At 70.7% G+C, this 15,387-nt stretch carries 11 protein-coding genes; 2 read left to right on the top strand and 9 right to left on the bottom strand.

The window, feature by feature from the left end:
* Positions 1-8: 8 nt before the first annotated feature.
* The 6 genes from AC1RTC_RS15120 to AC1RTC_RS15095 all read right to left on the bottom strand — a co-directional run bounded on the left by AC1RTC_RS15120 (position 9) and on the right by AC1RTC_RS15095 (position 8,097).
* On the bottom strand, positions 9-1,016 hold the full coding sequence (locus tag AC1RTC_RS15120; protein WP_493157089.1) for a LacI family DNA-binding transcriptional regulator: 1,008 nt from the start codon (positions 1,014-1,016) through the stop codon (positions 9-11).
* 18 nt (positions 1,017-1,034) lie between these two features.
* Complete coding sequence (locus tag AC1RTC_RS15115; protein WP_493157087.1) at positions 1,035-2,294, bottom strand: APC family permease; 1,260 nt, start codon at positions 2,292-2,294, stop codon at positions 1,035-1,037.
* A gap of 62 nt (positions 2,295-2,356) precedes the next feature.
* The gene (locus AC1RTC_RS15110; RefSeq protein ID WP_493157086.1) at positions 2,357-4,261 is read right to left on the bottom strand and encodes a glycosyltransferase family 39 protein; all 1,905 of its coding nucleotides are present in this window, start codon (positions 4,259-4,261) and stop codon (positions 2,357-2,359) included.
* Positions 4,258-5,502 carry a bifunctional glycosyltransferase family 2/GtrA family protein gene (locus AC1RTC_RS15105; protein ID WP_493157084.1) on the bottom strand — a complete coding sequence of 415 codons (1,245 nt, stop codon included), beginning with the start codon at positions 5,500-5,502 and terminating at the stop codon, positions 4,258-4,260. The genes AC1RTC_RS15110 and AC1RTC_RS15105 overlap by 4 nt, the downstream gene beginning before the upstream one ends.
* Before the next feature lie 61 nt (positions 5,503-5,563).
* Complete coding sequence (locus AC1RTC_RS15100; RefSeq protein WP_493157082.1) at positions 5,564-6,730, bottom strand: cystathionine gamma-synthase; 1,167 nt, start codon at positions 6,728-6,730, stop codon at positions 5,564-5,566.
* Between the two features lie 2 nt (positions 6,731-6,732).
* A complete protein-coding gene (locus AC1RTC_RS15095) occupies positions 6,733-8,097 on the bottom strand; it encodes a cystathionine beta-synthase (protein ID WP_493157081.1) in 1,365 nt (454 codons plus the stop codon).
* Positions 8,098-8,216: 119 nt separating this feature from the next.
* Here AC1RTC_RS15095 and AC1RTC_RS15090 point away from each other — a divergent pair, with 119 nt between their 5' ends.
* On the top strand, positions 8,217-8,885 hold the full coding sequence (locus AC1RTC_RS15090) for a thioredoxin-like domain-containing protein (protein WP_493157079.1): 669 nt from the start codon (positions 8,217-8,219) through the stop codon (positions 8,883-8,885).
* Positions 8,886-8,890: 5 nt separating this feature from the next.
* Positions 8,891-9,577 carry a DUF305 domain-containing protein gene (locus AC1RTC_RS15085; RefSeq protein WP_493157077.1) on the top strand — a complete coding sequence of 229 codons (687 nt, stop codon included), beginning with the start codon at positions 8,891-8,893 and terminating at the stop codon, positions 9,575-9,577.
* Between the two features lie 136 nt (positions 9,578-9,713).
* On the opposite strand, the gene AC1RTC_RS15080 is transcribed toward AC1RTC_RS15085, so the two are convergent.
* The 3 genes from AC1RTC_RS15080 to AC1RTC_RS15070 are packed head-to-tail and all read right to left on the bottom strand — an operon-like array spanning position 9,714 to position 15,192.
* On the bottom strand, positions 9,714-11,147 hold the full coding sequence (locus AC1RTC_RS15080) for a mechanosensitive ion channel domain-containing protein (protein ID WP_493157075.1): 1,434 nt from the start codon (positions 11,145-11,147) through the stop codon (positions 9,714-9,716).
* Positions 11,144-13,324 (bottom strand): adenylate/guanylate cyclase domain-containing protein, encoded by a 2,181-nt coding sequence (locus tag AC1RTC_RS15075; RefSeq protein WP_493157073.1) that lies wholly within the window; start codon positions 13,322-13,324, stop codon positions 11,144-11,146. The genes AC1RTC_RS15080 and AC1RTC_RS15075 overlap by 4 nt, the downstream gene beginning before the upstream one ends.
* A gap of 26 nt (positions 13,325-13,350) precedes the next feature.
* Positions 13,351-15,192, bottom strand: coding sequence for an ABC transporter ATP-binding protein (locus AC1RTC_RS15070; RefSeq protein ID WP_493157071.1), 1,842 nt, complete (start codon positions 15,190-15,192; stop codon positions 13,351-13,353).
* Positions 15,193-15,387 lie beyond the last annotated feature (195 nt).

The following is a 15,387-nucleotide window of genomic DNA, read 5'->3' as shown; positions in this document are numbered from 1 at the left end:
CCGGCCGGTCACCGCGGAGGCGCGGTGGATGCCCGCACCACGAGCTCGGGCTCGAGGAGGGTGCGCTGCGGCACGTCACCGTCGTCCAGGGCGGCGAGCAGCGTCGCGACGCTCAGGGTCCCCAGGGCGTGGAAGTCCTGCCGCACGGTCGTGAGCGGGGGCAGGAAGTGCCGCGCATCCGGAACGTCGTCGAAGCCCACCACGCTCACGTCCTCCGGCACCCGGATGCCCCGCTCGTGGAACGCGTGGATGAGCCCGAGCGCCATCTGGTCGTTCGCCGCGAACACGGCGGTGAAGTCGGGCTCGACAGTGCTGCCGAACGCGTAGCCCGAGTCGGAGCTCCAGTCCCCCACCGCCGACTCCCGGTGCGGCAGGCCGGCGCGCTCGAGGTGGTCGTGCCACTCGCGATCGCGCGCGCGGGCGTCCAGCCAGTCCTGGGGCCCCGACAGGTGCAGGATGCTCCGGTGCCCGAGGTCGATGAGGTGCTGCGCCGCGAGCGCCGCGCCCTGCTTCTGGTCGACCGAGACCGTGAAGAAGTCGTCCTCCGGCTCCGCCTTCACCACGAGGGTCGGGATGCCGTTCGACACCTCCCGCAGCAGGTCGATCGACGAGGTGCGCGGCGTGATCAGGCACAGGGCGTCGATGCCGATCGCGACGAGGCTGAGGAGCGCGTCGTGCGCGGTGACCGAGCGGTCCGCGGAGACCGCCACCGACGACACGGTGTAGCCGCGGTCGTGCGCGGCGTCCTCGATGGCCCGGAGCGTGCTGCCGGGGCCGTACTCGACCACGCTGTCCACCACGACTCCGATGCGGTTGGTCTTGCGGGAGGCGAGGGCCCGCGCTGCGCTGTTCGGGGTGTAGTTGAGCTGCCGCATCGCCTCGAGCACGCGCTCCCGGGTGGCGGGGGCGATGCTCTCGCTCGCGTTGAGGACGCGCGACACCGTCATGTGCGAGACCCCGGCCAGCGTCGCGACCTGACGGATGTTGGGCCTGCCTCCGCCGGTCGCCGCGCTCATGCCCTGAATCCTAGTGAGCTACCCTCGGCGCAATCGCTTCACGGCGGTCACCACGACCGCGGCCACCGCCAGCACCGCGGGGATGAGCAGGTGCGCGCCCGCCAGCACGAGCAGCCCCGCGACGAGCACGACGGAGACCACGGCCATCCACCAGCCCAGCGAGAAGCGCTCGAGCAGCCGCACGGCCGCGGCCATGCCGAGCGCGTAGACCGCGACCATCGAGCTCGTGTGGATGAGGATGAACGGCTCGAGCTGCAGCCCCGTGGCCACCATCGCCGCGAAGTACACGAGGGCGATCACGGCCCACAGCGCGAGCGCGCGGCGCGGCACAGCCCCCGCCTCGGCCCCCTTCGCGAACCACCGCGGCAGGTGGCCGTCGCGGCCGAGCGACGCGGCGAGGTTGGCGAACGCCGGGATGTACGCGTTGAGCACCCCCACGGCGACGACCGCGGCGATCACGGCGACGACGATCGGCCCCGCACCGGGGACGGTCACGCTGACGAGGTCGATGAGCGGCACCAGGCTGTCGGGATGCCCCGACCCCAGCACCCCCACGGTGACCACCTGCAGCGCGAGGTACGAGAGGCCGACCACCACGATGGCGATGCCCGTCGCGATCGGGATCGTGCGGCGCGGATCGCGGAACTCCCCCGCGATGTGCGTCACCGCCTCCCAGCCCGCGAAGGCCCAGACGAACAGGCTGATCGCGAGGCCGACGCCCGCCCAGCCGTTCGGCAGGAAGGGCGTGAAGTTGGCCGCGTCCGAGGCGGGCGCGGAGACCACGACGACCCCGATGACGACGACGAGCAGCAGGGCGGTGAGCCCGAGCTGGATGCGCCCCGTGAGCCGGAGCCCGAACGCGTTGACGATGAGCGGCACGACGAGGAACGCGAGGCCGATCCACGGCACGGAGGACCGCGGGGCGCCGATGGCCGCGGCCACGTACTCGCCGCCGAGGATCGCGACGACGGGCGCGCCGAAGCTCACCCCGAAGAAGAACCAGTACCCGCTCATCCGGGCCGCGGTGGGCCCGAGCGCGAGGCGCACGAACGTCGCCACCCCGCCCGCGTCGGGGTAGCGAGCGGCGAGCGCCGCGAAGGTCCCGGCGAGCGGGATCGAGGCGACGAGCACGGCCAGCACGGCCACGATCGACGCCGGCCCGGCGGCATCCGCGGCAAGACCGGGGAGGGCGAGGATGCCCGTGCCGAGCACCGCCGCGATGTACAGGGCGGAGGCCTGCCCGAGGCCGAGCCGCCCGGTGTGGGCTTCCGTAGTCACCCGTCAATCTTGGCGGGGGCTCCCGACGCTGTCGCGCGACAAACGGACAGCGCGCTACGAGTTCACGCCAGCGGCTTCGTGAGGTCGTAGAACCGCGTGCCCTCGATGGTCACCTGTTGGAAGTTGCCGACCACCCAGCCCGAGATGAGCGACGACGAGTTGGAGCCGCCGTTGGACCGCCCCAGGGTGCCGACGATGTACCAGTGGATGCGCCCGTCCGCGACGTACCGCTGGAACTGCTCGAGCGTCGGCGAGGGGTCGCTGCCGTTGAAGCCGCCGATCGGCATGACCGGCAATCCCGTCGCGAGCTGGTAGCCCGCGGCCTGGTTCGAGCCCATCGCCGCTGCGAGCCACGTGTAGTCGGTGCCGTCCACCGCGAGGGTGCTCGCGAGCGAGGGGCTCACCTGCGCCGCGTCGAGCAGACCGCCGCCCTGGGCGCCGTGCACCGTGAAGGGCGCCAGCGGGCTGGCCGGCCCGCCGATGCCCGAGCTCCCCGGCGACGAGGGCCCGGCCATCACGACCGAGCCGGTGTGCGGCACGGCCAGCGTGACGAGCGTGAAGGCGAGCGGCCCGAGGAGCACCGCGGCGAGCGAGACGGATGCCACGGCGCGCGCCCGCGCCCGGCCGCCGCGCGCGAGCAGCAGCACCGTGCCCGCGATCCCGAGCGCGAGGACTGCCCACCGCAGCCAGGGCAGCCAGGAGCCGGAGCGCAGCAGCAGCTCGAACGCCCAGGCCGCCGTCCCCGCGACGAGCACGGCCATCACGATGCGCGCCCAGCGCGTGCGGCGCCGCGACCACAGCAGCCCCGCGCCGATGGCGAACGTTCCCGCGAGGGCGGGGGCCAGTGCCACCGTGTAGTACGCGTGGAAGATGCCCGCCATGAAGCTGAAGGCGAGGGCCGTGACGACGAGCGTTCCGCCGAGCAGCAGGGTGGTCGCGCGCGCGGTCGAGGTGCGCGGCAGGCGGCGCATGAGCCACAGGGCGGCGCCGAGTCCCGCGAGGGCGGCGAACATGAGCCACGTCACCTGCGCGCCGAAGTCTCCGCTGAAGAGGCGGTCGAGGCCGGTGTATCCCCAGTGCGAGCCTGCCGTGGGGCTCGTCACACTGCCCGTCTCGTGACCGGTGAGGCGGCCGAGCCCGTTGTAGCCGAACGTGAGCTCCAGGAAGTCGTTGACCTGCGAGCCGCCGATGTACGGGCGCGCGCCCGCCGGCACGAGCTCGACGATCGCGACCCACCAGCCCGCGCTCACGATCACCGCGCCGAGCGCGCCGAAGAGGTGGCCGAACCGCACCCGGAGGGAGCGCGGCGACGCGTACAGGTACACGCCCGCGAGCACCGGCAGGACGAGGAAGGCCTGCAGCTGCTTGGTGAGGAAGCCGAGGCCGACCATCGCACCCGCGAGCAGCACCCAGCGGAGCCTGCCGCTCTCGATGCCGCGCAGCGTGAAGTACACCGAGAGGGTGAGGAGAAGCACGAGCAGGGCGTCCGGGTTGTTGAACCGGAACATGAGCGCGGCGACCGGGGTCAGAGCGAGGGTGAGGCCCGCCAGCAGGGCGGTGCCCGCCGGGAACCGGCGCCGCACGATGAGGTAGAGCACGGCGACGGTCGCGACGCCCATGAGCGCCTCGGGCAGCAGGATGGCGAACGGGGTGAGGCCGAGCAGTCGCACCGACAGCGACATGAGCCACAGGCTGGCCGGCGGCTTGTCGACGGTGATCGAGTTGGCCGCGTCCGAGGAGCCGTAGAAGAAGGCCTCCCAGTTGACGGATCCGGCCTGCACAGCGGCCGAGTAGAAGGAGTTCGCCCAGCCGCTCACCGAGAGGTTGACGAGGTAGAGCAGCGCCGTGAGGGCGAGCAGGCCGATGAACGCGGGCCGCTCCCAGCCGATCGTCGACTGCACCTGGCGGATTCTCGTCAGCGTGGCGCTGAGCGGGCTCGACAGGCTCAGTCCGCGAGTCGCGGTCACGAGCTCAGTACCCGGTCGCGCGAGGTGACCACGCGGCTCGGTGCCTCGACGGGAGCGTGGGCTGCGCGGTGGCGGAACACCCAGAGCCGCAGCGCGAGGAACCGCATGACCGTGGCTGCGAGGTTCGCGGCCGTGAGGATGAGCAGCTCGTGGTGCGGGCCCGCGGCCGGCAGGTAGTGGTGCAGCACGGCGAGCGAGCCCGCCGTCATGCCCCACGCGACGCCGAACACGACCAGCCCCTGCACGTGGTGCTTGAGCGCGCCCTGCGGCCCGCGCACGCGGAACGTGAAGCGGCGGTTGGCCCAGGTGTTCGCGATGGCGGTCACGAGCAGCGCGAGGAAGTTGGCGGCCTGCTCGGGCACGGCGAACTGCAGGGCGAAGTAGAGGCCGGCGTAGGCGAGGGTCGAGATGCCGCCGATGATGCCGAAGCGGATGACCTGGCCGAAGAAGCTCGGCGGCCGGGCCGGGGCGAACGGCTGCCGGCCGAGCTCCGCGTAGACATCCTCGAGCGGTATCCGCCCGGAGAGGATCGAGCGCCACACTCGCACGAGCCCGCGCAGGTCGGCAGTGGCCGTCGCGACGATGTCGACGCTCGAGTTCTCGTCGTCGATCCAGTCGACGGGCACCTCGTGGATGCGCAGGCCGGCGCGCTCGCCGATGATCAGCAGCTCGGTGTCGAAGAACCAGCCGGTGTCCTCGACGAGGGGCAGCACGCGCTGCGCGACATCCCGCCGCATCGCCTTGAAGCCGCACTGCGCGTCGCTGAAGGTCACGCCCATCGCGCTGCGCAGCAGGAGGTTGTAGCTGCGCGAGACGAACTCGCGCTTGGCGCCGCGCACCACTCGCGAGCCACGGCCCAGGCGCGTGCCGATCGCGATGTCCGAGTGGCCGGAGAGCAGCGGCGCGACGAGCGGCGGGAGGGCCCGCAGGTCGGTGGAGAGGTCGACGTCGACATACGCGACCACCTCCGCCTCCGACTCGAGCCACGCGCGCTTGAGGGCGCGGCCGCGGCCCTTCTCCTCCAGGTGGAGCAGGACGACGCCGGGAAGCTCGGCGGCCAGGCCCGCGGCGATCGCGGCCGTGGCATCCGTGCTCGCATTGTCGGCGATCGTGATGCGCCACGGCTCATCGAACTGCTCGGCCAGGGTCGCGTGCAGGACGCGCACGCTCCGCTCGAGCGATTCTTGCTCGTTGTAGACGGGGACGACCACGTCGAGGCGCAGTCCGTCAGGAGTTCTCACTCCGCTGACTGTGGACCTGCAGTCTGGGCCCCAGCCGCTACCGCGCTGGGAGTTGGCTGAGCTACAGCCGGTCGAGCGCTCCGAGCACGTCGGACGCGAGGTCGGCGGCATCCTCGATGCCCACCGACAGGCGCACGACGTTCTCCGGCACCTCGAGATCTGTGCCGCGCACGGACGCGTGGGTCATGTCCGACGGGTAGCAGACGAGCGACTCGACGCCGCCGAGCGACTCCGCGAGCTGGAAGAGCTGCATCGACTCCGCGAACGCCTTCGCCGGGCCGACACCGCCCTTGACCGCGACGGAGATCATGCCGCCGAACGCCTTCATCTGCTTCGCGGCGATGTCGTGGCCCGGGTGGTCGGGCAGCCCCGGGTAGTACACGGCGTCGAGCTTGGGGTGGCCGACCAGCTTCTCCGCGATCGACTGCGCGTTCGAGGAGTGGCGGTCGAGCCGCACGGCCAGGGTCTTGATGCCGCGCACCGTGAGCCAGGCGTCCATCGGGCCGGAGACCGCGCCGACGCCGAACTGCAGGAACCCGACCTTCTCGGCGAGCTCCTCGCTGTTCACGATCACGGCGCCGCCGAGCACGTCCGAGTGGCCGCCGAGGTACTTGGTCGTCGAGTGCACGACGACGTCGGCGCCGAGCGACAGCGGCTGCTGGAGGTACGGCGACGCGAACGTGTTGTCGACGACGACGAGGATGCCCGTCTCCTTGGCGATCGCGACGAGTGCAGCGATATCGCTGATCTTCATCAGGGGGTTGCTCGGAGTCTCGATCCACAGCACCTTCGTGGCGTCGGGCCGGATCGCCGCGCGCACCGCGTCGAGGTCGCTCATGTTCACCGTCGAGAGTGAGACGCCCCAGGGGATGAACACGCGGCTGACGAGTCGGTGCGTGCCGCCGTAGACGTCGTTGCCCATGACGATGTGGTCGCCGGGCCCCAGCACAGAGCGCAGCAGCGTGTCCTCCGCGGCGAGGCCGGACGCGAAGCTGAAAGCCTTGAGCCCGCCCTCGAGGGAGGCGAGCAGCTCCTGCAGCGAGTCGCGGGTGGGGTTGCCGCCGCGCGCGTACTCGTAGCCGCCGCGGAAGCCGCCGATGCCGTCCTGCACGAACGTGGAGGTGAGGTAGACCGGGGGCACGACGGCGCCGGTGGTGGGGTCGAACTCCTGCCCGGCGTGGATGGCGCGGGTGGGGAAGGCGTACTGCTCGGAGGGCACTGTGGTCATTTCTATTCGGAGAGGAACGTCAGCAGGTCGTGCCGCGTCAGGACTGCGGCGGGCTTGCCGTCGTTGGTGACCAGGAGCGCGTCCGTGCTTGCCAGGGCGGTGCGCGCGGCGCTGAGCGACTCGTGCACACCGATCAAACCGAGCGGCTGGCCGACGAATTCCCGGATGGCGTCCGTCATCTTCGCGCCGCCGCTGAACACGGCCTCGAGCAGGGAGCGCTCGTCGATCGCGCCGATCACCTCGCCCATCACCACCGGCGGTTCGGCCGTGAGCACGGGCATCTGCGACACCTCGTACTTGCTCATGATCTCGATCGCGTCGCGGACCGTGTCGGTGGGGTGCACGTGGACGAGGTCGGGCAGCTCGCCGGACTTCGTCTTGATCACGTCGCCGACCGTGCGCTCCTCGGTGTCCGAGAGGAACCCGTAGCTGCGCATCCACTTGTCGTTGAATACCTTGCCCAGGTAGCCGCGGCCGCCGTCCGGCAGGAGGATGACCATGACGTCGTCGGGCCCGAGCTTCGCCGCGGCCTTGAGGCCGGATGCCACGGCCAGCCCGCTGGAGCCGCCGACGAGCAGCCCCTCCTCGCGCGCCAGCCGGCGGGTGAAGTCGAACGACTCGGCGTCGGAGCTCGCGATGATCTCGTCGACCACGGACGGGTCGTAGGCCGTCGGCCAGAAGTCTTCGCCGACGCCCTCGACGAGGTAGGGGCGGCCGGTGCCCCCGGAGTACACGGAGCCCTCGGGGTCGGCGCCGATCACGACCACCGAGCCGCCCGACACCTCCTTGAGGTACTTGCCGACACCGCTGATGGTGCCGCCGGTGCCGACGCCCGCCACGAAGTGCGTGACCTTGCCCTCGGTGTCGGCCCAGATCTCGGGGCCGGTGGTCTCGTAGTGGCTGAGCGGGCCGTTGGGGTTCGAGTACTGGTTCGGCTTGAACGCGCCCGGGATCTCCCGTGCCAGCCGGTCGGAGACCGAGTAGTACGACTCGGGGCTCGACGGCTCCACGGCCGTCGGGGTGACGACTATCTCGGCGCCGTACGCGAGGAGCACGTTGCGCTTGTCCTCCCCCACCTTGTCGGGAAGCACGAACACGCAGCGGTAGCCGCGCTGCTGCGCGACCAGGGCGAGGCCGATGCCCGTGTTGCCGCTCGTGGGCTCCACGATCGTGCCGCCCGGCTTCAAGAGCCCCTTGGCCTCCGCGTCGTCGATGATGCGCGTGGCGATGCGGTCCTTCGACGAGCCGCCGGGGTTCAGATACTCGACCTTGACGAGCACCGTCGCCGCGATTCCCTCGGTCACGCGGTTGAGCCGCACGAGCGGGGTGTTGCCGACCAGGTCGATGACGGTGTTTGCGTACTTCATGGTCCCGCAAATCTACCAGCGGCCCGATTCGTATGACTTGGGCGGCGTTCACACCGCTTTCCGAGCCTTTTGCCGCCATGATTGAGGCGACAACCTTTCTCCGAGCCGACAGGATTGCCGTGCCCGACCCCTCGAAACCCACAGTCAAGCAGCAGCGCGATATCCGCAGAGCGGAGAAGGTCGCGCAGATGCAGAAGCAGATGGCCCGCCAGAAGCGCAATCAGCGCATCGGCCTGATCGGCGGCATCGTCGGCGGCGTGCTCGTGCTGGCCCTGATCGTGACCTTCGTCATCGTCGGCTCCACGCCCAAGCCCGACCCGAGCGCGATCGACATCAAGGGCCTCAAGACCTTCGGCACGCTCACCGCCACCCACGTCGACGGCACCGTCGACTACAAGGCGGAGTACGACATGGACCCGCCGGCCGGCGGCAACCACAACGCCACGTGGCTGAACTGCGGCGTCTACACCGAGCCGGTGCCCAACGAGAACGCGGTGCACGACCTCGAGCACGGCGCCGTGTGGATCACCTACGACCCCGACGCCCTGAGCGCCGACGAGATCTCCAAGCTGCAGAGCGACGCGCCCTCCACGTACGCGGTGGTCTCGCCCTACCCGGGGCTCCCCGCGCCCGTCGTCATCTCGGCGTGGTCGGCCCAGGTGCAGCTCGACGGGGTCGACGACCCGCGCCTCCAGCAGTTCATCACGAAGTTCTGGAAGGCGGCCACCGCTCCCGAGCCCGGCGCGCCCTGCACCGGCGGCCTCGACGGTCCGGGCAAGATCGCCTGATCCCGGTGACCGACGGTGGCGGGGACGTCGTAGCGCGCGAAGCGGGCCACGACCCCGGTCGGCGTGCCCGGCTCGCCGTGGCGGCGGTGCTCACGGCGCTGCTGCTGGTCGCGGCATCCCTCGTCATCGGCCGCCTGAGCGCGCCCGGCGATAGCAGCCCGCTCGACCGCAGCGTCGAGGCCGGGTTCGCGCGCGACATGCAGACTCACCACAACCAGGCGGTGGATCTCGCGCTGATCGTGCGAGACCTCACCGACGATCCGGATGTCCGCACCCTCGCTTACGACATCGCGACGTCGCAGGCGCAGCAGTCGGGGCAGATGTACGGCTGGCTGGCGGACTGGGGCCTCTCGCAGGCGCCGTCCGAGCCCTCGATGACGTGGATGACCCGCCCGACGCTCGCCGGCGGGAGCGGCCACGGCATGAGCATGGACCCGACGGCCCCCGGCGCGACCATGCCCGGGCTCGCGACCGCGGAGCAGATCGCGTCCCTCAAGGCCGCCACCGGGGTCGAGGCGGAGAGGATCTTCCTCACCCTCATGATCGCCCACCACCAGGGCGGCGTCGAGATGGCGCAGGCCGTGCTCGACCGCAGCCGCAACCGCGTGGTCGTCGACCTCGCGACGAGCATCGTGAACGCGCAGACCAGCGAGATCGCCGTGATGCAGCAGATGCTCGCGGCGCGGTCCTAGGGCGGTTGCGTACCGGGCGCCCCGGCGCGCTGCCCCATGCGGAGGTTTCGGGCCCATGCGGTAGCCGCGGGGGCAGCATGGTGCCGAAAGCTCCGCGCGAGCATCCCGCCGGCCGATTGCGGGCTGAGTAGCGCGGCTAGGCGATGAGGCGCGAGCCCGCCGGCACGTCCACGCCCGCGGCGCTGAGGGCGGCGTAGGCGAGCGTGCGGCGGTTGTCGATCTCCTGGCCGATGTCGCGGGCGAGCTTGGGGCGGGACTTCACGAGTCCGTCGAGCACCCCGACCGGGATGAACAGCACGGCGAGATCGCTCGTCGCCGTGATCCGCGCGGAGACGCCCTGGCGGGTAAGGGCCGTGAGGCCGATCACGTCGTCGCGGTCGAGGGTGGCGAAGCGCACCTCGGCACCGGCCTCGACGGGGGTGGCGAGCTGGGCGGTGCCCTCCACGATGTAGCGCATCCCGTCGGGCACGGTGAGGGGGCGCTGCACAACCTCTCCCTCTCCCCAGCGCTCGAGGCGCGCCTGGGGTGCGACGACCAGCACGTCCTCGGCGGTCAGGTACAGGGCCGGCGCCACGCGGCGCACCGCGGCCTCGACCTTGGCCGGGGTGTTGTAGTTGTCGGTGAGGTCGCCGTCGAGGTGCAGGTCGGCCCGGCGGGCCGCGTACCACAGGCGCTTGCGGAAGATGCCGATCGACGTCGCGTTGTCGGCCGGGCTGTTGATCGCGACCTCGACCTCGTACTTCGCCTTCGGCATGGGCGTGATCGTCGCCGGCTCTCCCGGCACAGCCGCGGGCAGGTCGGCGGCGACCCGCGTGCACACGTCGATCACATCCTGTGGGGCGTCGTCCGTCGAGAACTTCACGACGATGTCGAACTCGAACGGCGTGGGCTTGCGGCTGAGGTTGAGGAACGCGGACTGCGCGAGCGACGCCGTCGGCATCACCAGCACGCCGCGCGACGTCTTGATGTGCACGGCGCGCCAGTTGACCTCGACGATCCGGCCGCGCGTGCCGTTGACCTCGAGCCAGTCGCCCAGCTGGAACGGCTGCTCGAACAGCAGCAGAAGCCCGGTCACGATTGAGCCGACCGCGTTCTGCAGCGACAGCCCTATCACGATGGATCCGACACCGAGCGCGGCGAACAGCCCGCCGACGTCCGCGTCCCACACCGCCGAGAACAGCACGGCGAGGCAGACGAGGATCAGGATGATCCGGACGATGTCCACGAAGATCGACGGGATCTTGCTGCGCCACGTGCCCTCCTTCGCCGTCACGAAGAGGGCGAAGTTGAGGGTGTTGAGGAGGACCAGGATCACGAGGAACCCGAACACCGTGGCGACCACGCGCGTCCAGGTCAGCTCGATGTTCGCGTACTGCGCCTGGCTCAGGAGCAGGAGCAGCGCGCCTACCGGTGCGACGTAGTTGCGCAGGAGCAGGATGATGCGGGTCGCCCGGCTCCCGCGCCGCTCGAGCATGCTCTGCACCTCGGTGAGTACGAGCAGTACAACGGGGAGGCCGATGACGACGCCGACCGCCGGCCAGAACCAGGGCTGGAGCCAGAACTCGCTCACGCCTCGACCCCGGCGTGCACGTCGTCCGGGTCGACGCGCCACACCTTCTGCGGGCCCGCGGCGGTGTTGACGAACCCCCAGTCGCGCACATGGACGGTGTCGGGCATCCGGTCGACGACCTGCTGGGTGAGGAAGATGCCGGAGTCGCGATTCGTGCCCTGCAGCTGGAACGCCAGGTTCACGGCGTCGCCCCACAGGTCGTAGGCGATGTGGGCTTGCCCGACGAGGCCGCTCGTGACGGTGCCGGTGTCGATGCCGGCCCGGATGCTCAGCGCCGCGCCGTGCTTGCCGCCGTAGCGCTCGGCGATGCGCTCGAGCTCCATCGCGAAGTCGACCATGCGGCGCGCGTTGTCAACGCGCGGGATGGTCAGTCCGCAGCTGGCGAGGTACCCCGAGCGGGTGGTGCGCACGCGCTCCACGCCGTACTTGTCGGCGGCGTCGTCGAACGCGCGGATGATCTCGTTCAGCTTCTCGAGCGCCTCCTCCGAGGGCATCCCGCGGCTGAACGCCTCGAAGCCGACGATGTCCGCGAACAGCACGGACACCTCCTGGTGGTCGAGCACGATCGTCCGCGCGCCCTCCTTGTACTTCTTCACCAGGGGCTCGGGCATGAGGGAGAGCAGCAGCCGCTCGTTCTCCGCCTGCTGCTCCTCGAGCAGCAGGGCCTTCACCTGCAGGCTCCGGCTCATGTCGTTGAACGCGGAGCCGACGTCGGCGAGCTCGTCGCTCGTGCCCGCGTCCACCTGCACGCCCTGCTCGCCCGCGGCGATCCTGCGGGCGGCGTCGCGGAGGCGGCGCAGCGGCCGCACGATGACTCCGGCGATGATGAGCGAGAGCAGTGATACGACGAGCACGATGATCGCGGACGACAGCACGAGGTTGCGCGTGAACACGTCGACGGGCGCGAACGCCTCGGAGCTGTCGATCTCCGCGACAATCACCCAGTCCAGCCCGTTGAGGTCGAGCGGCGCGTAGGCGGCGATCGTCTCGCTGCCGAGGTAGCCGATCGCGAGGGTGGTGCCGGTCTGGCCCTCGGCGGCGTCGCTGACCGCGCTCGTCCGCACCGGCTGCACCAGCAGGGTGTTCTGGGTCGCGACCGCCTGTCGCGCGGCCTCCGGCGGGGTGCCGGCCGCGATGGCGAGCCGCTCGTAGTCGTCCGGGTGCTCGATGAGATCGCGGGATGCCGACCGCATGAGGTTGTCCTCAGCACCGACGATGTACGTCTCGCCGGTCGCGCCGAGGCCGCTCGACTCCCAGTCCCCGCCGCCGGTCATGACCTGGTTGATGGAGTCCACGGGCAGCTCGACGGCGAGCGCGCCCACGATCGTGCCGTCGACCGCGACCGGGGTGACGCCCCAGGCCGCGGGCACGCCGAGGGACGGCGGATAGGCGGCGAAGTCGGTGAAGACCACGGTGTCCGCGACATTGCCCGTGAGCGCCTGGGCGTAGGCGGTCGCGAGGTTGGTGCGGTGCAGCGGTCCGGTGTCGAGGTTGGTGCCGAGGTCGACGCCCTTGTACGCGGAGTAGACGACGTTGCCCTGGGTGTCGAGCAACAGCACGTCCTCGTAGTGGAAGAGCTGCGTCATCCGGCGGAAGTAGTCGTGGTACTGCGCGTGCGCCTCGGACCAGGCGCTGCCGTCCCCCGCGTCGTCGACGGCGAGCGCCGCGTCGAAGTCGGCGGGCGGCACCGTGTAGTGCAGCTCGAGGTAGGCCTGGGCGGGGTTGGTCGGCACGAGGGTGGACGCGTCGACAGTCTGGCCGGTCGCCTCCGCGAGCTTCGGGCCGAAGGTCTGCGTGTAGTACTGCTCGAGCGCGGTGCGCTCGTCGTCGGTCAGCTCGCCCTGGTCGAGCTCGGCGAAGCCTGCAGCGAACGCCTGGACCGCCTCGCGCACGCTCTCGCCGCGCGCGTTCAGCAGCAGGGTGCTCTCGATCGTGTCGAACAGCTCGCGCATCTCGCGCGCGCGGGAGTCGCGCACCTCGATCAGCCGGCTGAACGCGGCCTCCCGCAGGGACTCGCGCCCGTTCACGTACCCGATCAGTCCCACGACGACGCTCGAGGCGACGCTCACCAGCAGCAGCATGATGAGCAGGATCGACCGGATGCTCAGCCCCGCCCTGGTTCCGGGGCTGGGCAGCACGATCGAGCCCTGCGCAGGCGGGGCGGGCTGGGTTGACACGGGTTCACTTTAGCCACCCGGGTGGGCTACTGCACCTGCTGCGCGTAGAGGGAGGAGTACATGCCGCCGGCCGCGAGCAGCTCGGCGTGCGTCCCGTGCTCGACGACCTTGCCTGCGACGACCACGAAGATCACGTCCGCGTCCACCACGGTGGAGAGCCGGTGCGCCACGGCGATCGTCGTGCGGCCCCGCGAGGCGGTATCCAGGGCCTCCTGCACCACCCGCTCGGAGATGGAGTCCAGCGCGCTCGTCGCCTCGTCGAGGATCAGCACGGCCGGGTCCTTGAGCAGTACCCGCGCGATCGCGATGCGCTGCTTCTCGCCGCCCGAGAGCCGGTACCCCCGCTCCCCCACGACCGTGTCGTAGCCGTCGGGGAACGACACGATGGTGTCGTGGATGTTCGCCGCCTTCGCCGCCGCCACGAGCTCGTCGGCCGTGGCGCCCGGCTTCGCGTAGCGGAGGTTGTCGCCGATGGTCGCGTGGAACAGGTACGTCTCCTGGCTCACGATGCCGATGTTGCGCACCAGCGAGTCCGCCTCGAGCGAGCGCACATCGTCGCCGGCGAACAGCACCCGGCCGTCGGTCACGTCGTGCAGCCTCGGGATGAGGTAGCTCACCGTCGTCTTGCCCGCGCCGGAGGGTCCCACGAAGGCGGCGAACTGCCCCGCCTCGATCGTGAAGGAGACGCCCTTGAGCGTTGCGGGGCTGTCGGCCGGGGCATCCGGATACCTGAAGACCACGTCGTCGAACTCGATGCGGCCCAGCTGCTCCGGCCGCACCGCGTGCGCGTCGGGGCGGTCGGTGATCGCCGGCACCAGGTCGAGGTACTCGAAGATGCGGGCGAACAGCGCGGACGAGGTCTGCAGGTCGAGCGCCACGCGCAGCAGCCCGAGCAGCGGGAACATGAGGCGCGCCTGCACCGTGGTGAAGGCGACGATCGTGCCGGCCGTGACATCCACCCCGCCCGTGATCAGGTAGGCGGCGACGATGTAGATGACCGCCGGGATGATCGACAGGAAGATGTTGACCATCGCGAAGAACCACTGGCCGCTCATCTGCTGGCGCACCTGCAGCGAGATCTGGTTCTGGTTCTCGGCGTCGTAGCGAGCCGTCTCGGCCTGCTGCTGGTTGAAGCTCTTCGCGAGCAGGATGCCGCTGACGCTCAGCGCCTCCTGCGTGATCGCGGTCATGTCGCTCAGCGACTCCTGCGTCTTGGTGGCGATGCGCGCGCGCACCTGGCCGACCCTGCGCTGAGCGATGACGAGGACCGGCAGCAGGATGACCGCCACCACCGTCAGCTGCCAGCTCAGCACGAGCATGCTCACGAACGCCGCGATGACGGTCACGGTGTTGCCGATCACGCTCGAGATCGTGTTGCTCAGCACCCCGGCGACCCCGCCGACGTCGTTCTGCAGCCGCGACTGGATCACGCCCGTCTTGGTGCGCGTGAAGAACGCGAGCTCCATCGCCTGGAGATGGCCGAACAGCCGGATCCGCAGGGCCCCCATGACCTTGTTGCCGACGTTGGCCGTCAGCCAGGTCTGCCACACGCCCATCGCCGCGGAGACGACCAGCAGCACGACGATCGCCGTGACGAGCTCCGCGAGCACCGGGATGTTCGGACCGCCGGCCGGGAAGAGGCCCTTGTCGAACAGCTCCTTCGTGATGAGCGGGGGCAGCACGCTGATGCCCGCGCTGATGAGCACGAGGATGATCGTGGTCGTGAGCGCCCGGCGGTGGGGTGCGAACAGCTGTGCGATGCGCTTGAGCAGGTCGGGGATCTTGGGCGCCGTCGCGTTCGCGGCCCGCTGCGCCGCCGCGTCGCCGCCGCCCATCATGCGGCCGCCCCCGCCGCGCATTCCACTCATTGCTTCACCCTACGACGCCCCCGCGGGTTGAGTAGGCCGCCCCCGGCCCGCGGGTTGAGTAGGCCGCCCGCGGCCCGCGGGTTGAGTAGGCCGCCCCCAACCCGCGGGTTGAGTAGGCCGCCCGCGGCCGTATCGAAACCGCTCACCCGCGGACGCTGGTTTCGATACGCGCGCCAGAGCGCACTACTCAACCCG

It is taken from the genome of Rhodoglobus sp. GW821-FHT12B09, assembly GCF_058809925.1.
Note: the sequence above shows the minus strand (reverse complement) of the source record. Positions and strands in the feature narration are given on the sequence as shown.

Coding starts and splice junctions, on each gene's coding strand:
- AC1RTC_RS15120 (WP_493157089.1), bottom strand. CDS start 1,016: ATGAGCGCGGCGACCGGCGGAGGCAGGCCCAACATCCGTCAGGTCGCG.
- AC1RTC_RS15100 (WP_493157082.1), bottom strand. CDS start 6,730: ATGACCACAGTGCCCTCCGAGCAGTACGCCTTCCCCACCCGCGCCATC.
- AC1RTC_RS15095 (WP_493157081.1), bottom strand. CDS start 8,097: ATGAAGTACGCAAACACCGTCATCGACCTGGTCGGCAACACCCCGCTC.
- AC1RTC_RS15070 (WP_493157071.1), bottom strand. CDS start 15,192: ATGAGTGGAATGCGCGGCGGGGGCGGCCGCATGATGGGCGGCGGCGAC.